This is a genomic window from Arthrobacter sp. H35-D1 (assembly GCF_030063185.1).
GTDB lineage: Bacteria > Actinomycetota > Actinomycetes > Actinomycetales > Micrococcaceae > Specibacter.
In genome coordinates, this window is sequence record NZ_JASISP010000043.1 from 1 (window position 1) to 8546 (window position 8546).

Consider the following 8546-nt stretch of genomic DNA (forward strand, 5'->3'; position numbering starts at 1 on the left):
AATCAGCCAAGCCCGTGCCCGCTTCCGCAGCTCAAGCTAAGGACGCGAAGCGGTACCGATGTCCTGAGACATCAAGTGTCACCAAAGTCCTGAGGCAGAACTGTCACCGATGTCCCGAGAGATCACACATCCTCGAATCACTGGGACGACTATTAAAACGAATTAACAGCGCGGGACACGAGTCTTGCACCGCATCCCAGAACTGAATCAGAATGGCACCAAAGAACAGCCGACGCTCTTTGACACGCACCGCTTCCACGCCTTCTTCACCACCATTAAAATCGAATCCTAGGCACCGTGGAAGCCGATAAAGTCCACCTCACACATGCCCTGATCGAGCAGGTCAACGCCGATCTGAAAGACAGCGCCCTGGCCCACCTGCCCTGCGGCAACTTCGCAGCCAACTCGGCACGGCTGGTAGCCGCAGTTATGGCCTACAACGTCGCCCGCACCGCCGGGATCCTCGCCCAATGCACGTTTCAGAAACCCCGTATGAACGCGATCCGGACCACACTTGTCAACGTCCCAGCCCGGATCGTTTCCAGCGCTCGGCGCATCAAACTACTTCTCCCAGAGTCTTGGCCTTGGCAAACCACCTGAGCCTACCTCTTCACCGCCACCCACGCACCACCACAAACAATATAAAACCCATTAACACAATATAAAACCCATTAACCCAGCCGTGACCGGCGCAACCAAGAAACACCAAACGTGAAACACCGCTGGCAGCAAGGTCGGATAACCAGCCCTGCCCAAAAACCGGAAATCAACCCACCTCCGCATTCATCACGATCGCGACCAGAATCGGTGGATATAGGCTAAGGTGGTCGATACTGGAGGTGGGGTGAGACTTGCGCTCAGGATCAACGAAAGGTGGGCGATGACATGCAGGAGAACGTCGAAGTTCCGACATCAGCGGGGGCACGGGAAATTGTGGTTGGCATTGATGGTTCGCCGCAATCAATTCTTGCCTTGGAATGGGCAGCAACACTGGCGCCAACCCTCGGCGCCACGATCGTTGGGGTTGCCGCATGGCAGCTTGAATCTGCTTACGGGGCCCCCCGAAGGGATGGGTGGGACCCCAAAATCATCGCCGAAGAGAATATCGCCAAGACCCTGACCACGGCTTTCGGGGACAATCCTCCCGCAGGGCTGACGACCGAGTCTTACCGTGGTCAGCCGGCCAAAGTTTTGATGCAACGGAGCAAATCGGCAGCCATGCTCATCCTTGGCTCACGCGGTTATGGCGGGTTCAAGGGACTGTTGCTCGGTTCCGTCAGCACGGCATGTGCCGCTCACGCACACTGTCCAGTTTTGGTCACTCGGGAAGCTCCGGAACCGGCAGCTGAAGACGCCGCGAACGATGATGCTCACGGGACGGGCGTCAACGCCTAAAAAGCCATCAACTATCAAAGGATAGTTGCCTCTGATTCCGAGAATATTTGGATGAAACACGTTGTTGAGACAGAACCGGGCTCTACGCGCTGTACAAGTGAAGGGCAAAGACTTGGGGGCTGGTCTTCCGGTCAATGGTTCGTTTCCGAGAACGTGCCAGCAGACTGCAGGGCATCTTTCCGGCGGATGCCCCCTCGAAGGGATGTACCGGATGTGCAGATGACTTTGGACATTCCGTGCAGTCAGCTTGTGGAGACGACAGGTACCCTCCGAACTCAGATCGACATCGCCTTTGCGATACGTCTCGTTTCCCATCCGTTGTTATATCTTTGAATCACTAGAGCTTGCGTCGGCGCTGACTTTCTCTGTTCTCCGGCGCCCGATAAGGAGAGCCATGAACGCTTACGCAGTCATCAACCCGGCAACCGGCGAGACCGTGAAGACTTATCCCACGATCTGTGACGCCGATCTCGACGCTGCGATCGGCGCCGCTGACGCCGCACACCGCGACTGGTCTCGCACAAGCACTGTCGCAGAGCGGGCCGCGCTCATTCGCCGGGTCAGCGAGCTGTTTGCCGAGCGCCGCCAGGAGCTGTCCGAGATCATCGTCCGGGAGATGGGCAAGCCGATGGATCAGGCACTCGGCGAGGTTGATTTCAGTGCGGACATCTACGCCTATTACGCGAACAATGCCGAGGCACTGCTGCGCGACGAGCCGGTCGCACTCTTGGCCGGGGAAGGCTCAGCGCTGATCCGCCGCTCCTCGCTGGGTGTTCTGCTGGGCATCATGCCGTGGAACTTCCCGTACTACCAGGTCGCCCGCTTCGCCGGTCCGAACCTGGTGATCGGCAACACCATCCTCCTCAAACACGCCGAACAGTGCCCGGAGTCAGCCGAAGCGATCGAGGCGATCTTCCACGACGCGGGTTTCCCCGCCGACGCTTACACAAACATTTACGCATCGCACGAGCAGATCTCGACGATCATCGCCGACAAGCGGCTGCAAGGTGTCTCGCTCACCGGATCGGAGCGCGCCGGTGCCGCCGTCGCGGAGGTTGCTGGTCGCAACCTGAAAAAGATCGTGCTCGAGCTCGGTGGCTCCGACCCGTTCATCCTGCTCTCCACCGATGATTTGGATGCGACGGTGAAGGCCGCGCTAACCGCCCGCCTGGACAACAACGGTCAGGCGTGCAACGCCGCCAAGCGCTTCATCATCGCTGACGACCTGTACGACCAGTTCGTTGAGAAGTTCACGGCGGCCATCTCGGCTGTCAAGATGGGCGACCCGACGGCGGAAGGCATTGATCTGGGCCCACTCTCCTCCGCCAAGGCCACCGAAACCCTCACCAAGCAGGTAGCGCGGGCCGTCGAGCAGGGCGCCACGCTGGTCATCGGTGGCACTGCGGACGGCAACTTCTACCCCGGAACGGTGCTCACCGAAGTAGAGGCCGGCTCGGATGCGTTCCACGAGGAGTTCTTTGGCCCCGTCGCGCAGATCTTCCGCGTCCCCGATGAGGCAGCGGCGATCGCCCTGGCCAACAACACCCCGTTCGGTCTCGGCTCCTACGTCTTCACCACGGACCCCGAGCAGGCGCTTCGGGTTGCCGACGGCATCGAGGCAGGAATGGTCTTCGTCAACCTTGTCGGCGCGGACGGCGCCGAGCTACCCTTCGGCGGTGTCAAGCGCTCCGGCTCAGGACGTGAGCTTGGACGTTTCGGCGCAGACGAGTTCGTCAACAAGAAGATGATCCGCATCGGCTGACACCTCCGCAAGTTCTCGGAATGGGACTGGGCATTGAACGGCGCATGCCTGCTCAGGCGGCGGATTGGTTAGGCAGTTTTCTGGGGGGGGGTGCCCCTATCTTTTTCGCAAGTCCTTTTCGGGGTTTTCTCGGAAAATCTTTGGGAATCTTGGTGTCGGTGTTTTTGGGCGTGGCTTCGCGGTCCGACCCGGCGGTGGTGGGTCGGACTGCGGGGCTATTTTTGGGTCTGTGGTTTAAGCGGCGCGGGCCTTCGGGGCTTCATAGATGCTGCCGTCGCGGAGCATCGCGAACAGCACGTTGCAGCGGCGTCTGGCCAGGGCGATCACGGCTTGGTTGTGTTTCTTGCCCTCGGCGCGTTTTTTGTCGTAGTAGGTCCGTGAGATCCCGTCCTTGCATTGCAGGGAGGCGAATGCCGAGAGGAATAGGGCGCGTTTGAGGACCTTGTTGCCTTTGCGCGAGGAGTGGTCCCCGCGGATCGAGGTGCCGGATCTCCAAGTCACCGGCGCCAAGCCCGCGTAAGAGGCTAAATGGCCCGGGGTGGCGAAGTCCTTGCCGCTGACCTCGGTGAGGATGCGGGCCTCGGTAAGGATTCCGACTCCGGGCATCGTCTCGAGCAAAACGTGCAGCGGATGGTCCTTGACCAGCTCTTCAACCCTTGTCAGCACGGCAGCTCTGGCTGCCCGGGTCTGAGCGAGCATGCGGGCCAGTTCGGGCAGGACAATGCCGGCGGCCTCGGTGCCCGAGACGATCACGGTCTGGGCGGCTAGGGCGGCGGTGATGTCCCCGGCCCAGCGCTTCCAGGCCCGGGGTGCGTGCTTGCGCAGCAGGGCACCGATGCGGGCTTCCCCGGTCCGGCGCAGGGCCGCGGGTGTGGGTTATTTGGCCAGTAGTTCGGCCATCGCCGGGTGGTCCAGGTGCTTGCCGATGACCCGTTCCAGGGCGGGGTGGATCTGGGTGAGCAGCCCGCGGATCCGGTTGGAGGTCGCGGTGGCCTGCTTGGCCAGGTCGTCATCGAATCCGCAGAGCATCGACAGCTCGGCAACCTGGGCCTCGGGGACCTCGACGGTGCGCAGGGTGTGGGGCATGGTGCGTGCCCCGTTAGCGATGATGTACGCGTCTTTCGGATCCGTTTTGGCCTCTCCGGGGTGTAAGTCGGCGATCCGTCGCATGGCCAGTCCGGGCAGGTAGGCGACCTGGATTCCGGTGGCCTGGGCGACGGCGACCGGCAGGGCGCCGATGGTCGCTGGCTGGTCCACCACGAAGAGCAGTGTCCCGTGCTTGGCTAGGGATTTGATGAGGGTTTTGAGCTTGGTCTCGTCCTGTGGCAGGGCCTTGTCCAGGAGCTTCTTGCCGGCCCGGTTCAGGGCCACCGCGTGGTGGTCGGTCTTGCCGACATCGACGCCGATGAACACGTCGATGGTTTCGTGGTTGTCGATCATGGTGCACCTCATTCGTTGGGCCGCCCCGGACGGGGCGGTTTCGGATGAAACGGTGCTGGCTTGTCCTTGCGGCTCCTCGGCTCGGCATCCACGTTACGACCGACAATTGGACGGGTGGTGACTTGTCCTGATCCGGCCCCTATTAGCGATGTCCTTGGTGCCTTTCGGTCCCGGTGACAGCACCCCCCGGATCATGAAATAACAGGGGGAGTGAATCATGCCGGGACCGACAGGCCAGCAACCCCAATCCTTCCTCAAGGAGTCCGGTTCCTCCGGCCGCAGCAGGGGCAGATCACCGATCAGATGCAGACCCGTAGCCCCCGGTGCAAAACTGTTCCCGGCCATCCAAAAACACCCCCTTCCGCAACTTGCATTAGATGAATACATCTTTCATCAGATGCAATCTGTTTGCAAGGGTGCAGGTCAGAAAGCTTTCCGACACCGCACGGAGACAAGGCAGAGAAAATAACCAAGCGGAATCCAGAGCTGAATTAGGGCCCTGACCTGCATAAATGTCGACAAGCCCCGGATTGATGCAACTAACCGCAATAGAGCATTGGATGAAATAGCGGCCATAATGTGAAAAAGTAGAATATCCGACGCTAAGGTTTTGCCGGGCACCGAGTGACCTGTATTTGTCTCGCCTGCTGATGCCGCACTGACGGCGGTTACCCTCATGAAGTGTTCAGCGTGCTCTATCGGGTGACCAACACGCCGATTCTTCCTTCTCGCGAGGGGATAGCTCCTTCGTGCAATATGATCGACATCATCTCGTCGAACTCGAGTTTCAAAGCAAGCAACCTGGGGAAGCAATGAAAAAAAATTCGAAAGCACTTACTGTCATTTGCTGCGATCGCTGCAGTAGCCATGGGGCTCACCTTGAGTGGCGGTATCGCTGCTAACGCCGCAACGTCAGAGCCGTCAAATCAAGCGACCACTAGTACAACTGCATCAGCGTCCCCCCGACTGGGAAGCCCAATTTCCAGACGGCAGCAAGTATGTTTCAGGGATCGGCTTCGTCCCGGCACCAGGTACTATCCAGCCTAGATTACTTACCCCGTTCGATTGGCTCTCGTGTAACAATCCCAATGACCCCTTCCATGTCATCGCCAATTGGCCCGCGCTGTATCAGGGCAATATTACGTTGCAGTGTGGCAAATCTACGTCTTTTGGATACAACCACATCAGTGCCCAACACAAGAAAAATTGGCAAGATCTGATCAATCGTTTCGGTGGTGGATCCTCGTGGGATGACTTCATGGCCTACGTTTCGAAAGCCGCTTTAAATTCACCGTCAGCAATCTACGGGGCCGGGTTCGAGAAAATTTGCTACACAACGCCGATTAACATGATCAATCACAACAACGGTGACAAGGCGACGCTTGCGCCATCAGTCATCATCTCGTCAAACAACAAGACCGTGGTTACCTCATACCCCGGGGGAAATTGTAGAGTGTGAACATGGATACACCATCCGTACGAGTTCGCTTGATGGCTGAATATTCCATGGGCGGAGGGTTCCCGTTATGGCTCGATTCTGGTGTCGGCGTCACTGAATTAGATAGTTGGGATCTACCCGATGAACTAAAGGGTGCTCTCGCTTCCTGGCAGACGGACTTTGACATGGCCTACGATCCTTTTAGGGGCTGGCCATCTTTGGAATTGTTGAACCTACACTTCAAGGAAGCAACGAGGCTAAGAACCTGTTTGCAGCGGGAACTCCCCAGCAATGTCATCGAGCTTGATTATTGGCAAACCATGGTTAATGGTAAGGAAGAGCCACTTCCTCACAGTGTGTAGAAAATCCAGCCTGCCAGCAAGAACCCGCAGAGTATCCATTCTGCGGGTTCTTGCGTTAAACGGATACGGCCTCGCTGGGGAGAAGATAGGGTACGCCAGACTATTTTTGTCCAAGATGGCTGGCATTCTCGTCACTACTGAACCAACATGATGGACATGTTGGCGGCGACGGATGTCGAGTTCGCCTAGTCCGTATGCATTCTCCACTTCGCCCGGCAACGATCGTTCGCGAGACACTTCTTCTCCGGTTTCGTGGCCCGCGGATTCCCGCAACCAATTTTGTAACGCTTGCCGTGTACGCGCCAATGTAACGCTCAACCGGGTTGGTGATACATTTTGGGCATGCGAATTGGATATGGGCGTGTCTCAACACGCGATCAACACCCCGAGGCCCAACACGATGCCCTGCGCGCGGCCGGCTGCGAGCAGGTCTTCCTCGACACCGCCTCGGGGAAAATCGCCCGCCGCCCCGAACTCGACAAGGCGCTACTCTCGGCCAACCGGGCAGGGGATCAGCTCGTTATCACCAAGCTCGACCGGCTCGGGCGGTCGCTGGAAAATCTCATCGAGCTTTCCAAGATGCTGCAGGAGCGTGGCGTGGACCTGGTGGTCTTGGACCAGGGCGTCGACACCTCCACACCCGCCGGGCGGATGTTCTTCCAGATCATCGGCTCGATCGCCGAGTTCGAACACGCGCTGATGTCCGAACGCACCCGCGACGGACTCGCCGCAGCCCGGGCACGGGGACGGACAGGTGGGCAGAAACCAAAGCTCGGTCCGCGTCAGGTCAAACTTGCCCGTGAAATGTATGAGGAAAAGGACGCTGACGGGAAACGCGCCCACACCGTCGAGCACATCGCCCAGGAATTCGGCGTCAGCCGTCCCACCATCTACCGGCACCTGACCAAACCATGACTCGTGGGTACGATGCTTCGCAGCAGCACGAGGACAAGCCCGTAGATCGCGGCCTTCCATCTAACAAGGATTTCTGACATGGCCCTTCGTTCCCTGCTCACGACTGCCGAACGCGGCCAAGTCCTTGAAATCCCCACCGGCACCGAGGACCTCGCTGCCCACTACACACTCAGCGAAGCGGACATGTCGTTGATTCGCCAACGCCGTGCAGATGCCAACCGGTTGGGCTTTGCCATCCAGCTGTGTCTGCTACGGCACCCGGGTATCGCGCTGGCCGACGACACCGCAGTACCCACTGAAATGATCGACTGGGTCGCGGCCCGCCTGGCCATCCCGGCCGAGGCCTGGGATGAATATGGGACACGTGGGGAAACGCGGCAAGAGCATGGACGAGAGATTCGCGCGTATCTGGGCATGTCCGCATTTGGAATCGTGGATTTTCGCCAGCTCGTGGAACACGTGGGCGAGGTGGCCGCGCAAACTGACAAGCACCTTGTCTTGGTCGTGGGTGCGCGGGACTTCCTGCGCTCAAGGAAGGTTGCCTCGCCCGGTGTGGGGATCATTGAAAGGGCCTGTGCGCAGGCGCTGACCCGGGCGAACCGGCGAATCTACGCCACATTATGCGACCACCTCTCCCTGGAGCACAGAGGTCGTCTGGATGGTTTGTTGCTTCGCCGCACCGATAGTTCCTTGACCGAAATCGGCTGGCTGCGGCAGGCACCACTGCGACCCAACGCACGGGCGATGAATGAGCATATCGACCGGCTCACGGCCTGACGTGCGCTTTGCCTGCCCTGGGATGCCGGCAAACTGGTGCACCGGAACAGGTTGCTGAAGTTGGCCCGCGAGGGCGCATCGATGACCGCGGCAGACCTGGCCAAGTTCGAGCCCGGACGCCGGTACGCTACCCTGTTCGCGATGTCCGTGGAAAGCATGGCAACGGTCACCGATGAAATCATCGATCTGCATGATCGGATTATTGGCCGGATCATTCGCACCGCCCGGAATAAACAAAACCAGAACACCCTGGCCTCCCGTGCCACCGTCGCAGCCATGATGCGCTTGCACTCCAAGCTCGGCGATGCCCTGATCGCAGCCAAGGCTAACGGCAATGCCGTTCGGTTAGGCCGTGGTGTTTGATGTCAAGTCGGCGTGTCTAGTGCGGAATGAGGTGTGGCTCCTGTTTGAGTAGTTCGGTCCACCAAGACTGATCTACTCCAACGGGAGCCACTAT

6 protein-coding genes and 2 pseudogenes are annotated in these 8546 nt (G+C 59.2%); 7 read left to right on the forward strand and 1 reads right to left on the reverse strand.

Going from position 1 to position 8546, the window contains the following annotated elements:
- The first annotated feature begins 297 nt into the window (after positions 1 to 297).
- The 3 genes from QMG25_RS19855 (at position 298) to QMG25_RS19865 (ending at position 3157) form a co-directional block, all read left to right on the forward strand.
- Positions 298 to 600: a transposase gene (locus QMG25_RS19855; RefSeq protein ID WP_283462822.1), complete on the forward strand. Its 303-nt coding sequence runs from the start codon at positions 298 to 300 to the stop codon at positions 598 to 600.
- 285 nt (positions 601 to 885) lie between these two features.
- Positions 886 to 1395 carry a universal stress protein gene (locus QMG25_RS19860; protein WP_283462823.1) on the forward strand — a complete coding sequence of 170 codons (510 nt, stop codon included), beginning with the start codon at positions 886 to 888 and terminating at the stop codon, positions 1393 to 1395.
- 394 nt (positions 1396 to 1789) lie between these two features.
- On the forward strand, positions 1790 to 3157 hold the full coding sequence (locus QMG25_RS19865; RefSeq protein ID WP_283462824.1) for an NAD-dependent succinate-semialdehyde dehydrogenase: 1368 nt from the start codon (positions 1790 to 1792) through the stop codon (positions 3155 to 3157).
- Positions 3158 to 3391: 234 nt separating this feature from the next.
- On the opposite strand, the pseudogene QMG25_RS19870 reads toward QMG25_RS19865, so the two are convergent.
- Positions 3392 to 4597: pseudogene (locus tag QMG25_RS19870) on the reverse strand (IS110 family RNA-guided transposase).
- Between the two features lie 883 nt (positions 4598 to 5480).
- Between QMG25_RS19870 and QMG25_RS19875 the strand changes: the two are divergent.
- The 4 genes and pseudogenes from QMG25_RS19875 to QMG25_RS19890 form a co-directional block, all read left to right on the forward strand.
- The gene (locus QMG25_RS19875) at positions 5481 to 6056 is read left to right on the forward strand and encodes a hypothetical protein (RefSeq protein ID WP_283462825.1); all 576 of its coding nucleotides are present in this window, start codon (positions 5481 to 5483) and stop codon (positions 6054 to 6056) included.
- A 2-nt stretch (positions 6057 to 6058) separates the two neighbouring features.
- The gene (locus QMG25_RS19880; protein ID WP_283462826.1) at positions 6059 to 6397 is read left to right on the forward strand and encodes an immunity protein CdiI family protein; all 339 of its coding nucleotides are present in this window, start codon (positions 6059 to 6061) and stop codon (positions 6395 to 6397) included.
- Between the two features lie 342 nt (positions 6398 to 6739).
- Entirely contained in the window at positions 6740 to 7312 is a 573-nt protein-coding gene (locus QMG25_RS19885; RefSeq protein WP_283462827.1) for a recombinase family protein, read from the forward strand.
- A gap of 78 nt (positions 7313 to 7390) precedes the next feature.
- Positions 7391 to 8422: pseudogene (locus QMG25_RS19890) on the forward strand (DUF4158 domain-containing protein); the annotation flags it as partial.
- Between the last annotated feature and the right edge of the window lie 124 nt (positions 8423 to 8546).

Coding starts and splice junctions, on each gene's coding strand:
- QMG25_RS19860 (WP_283462823.1), top strand. CDS start 886: ATGCAGGAGAACGTCGAAGTTCCGACATCAGCGGGGGCACGGGAAATT.
- QMG25_RS19865 (WP_283462824.1), top strand. CDS start 1,790: ATGAACGCTTACGCAGTCATCAACCCGGCAACCGGCGAGACCGTGAAG.
- QMG25_RS19880 (WP_283462826.1), top strand. CDS start 6,059: ATGGATACACCATCCGTACGAGTTCGCTTGATGGCTGAATATTCCATG.
- QMG25_RS19885 (WP_283462827.1), top strand. CDS start 6,740: ATGCGAATTGGATATGGGCGTGTCTCAACACGCGATCAACACCCCGAG.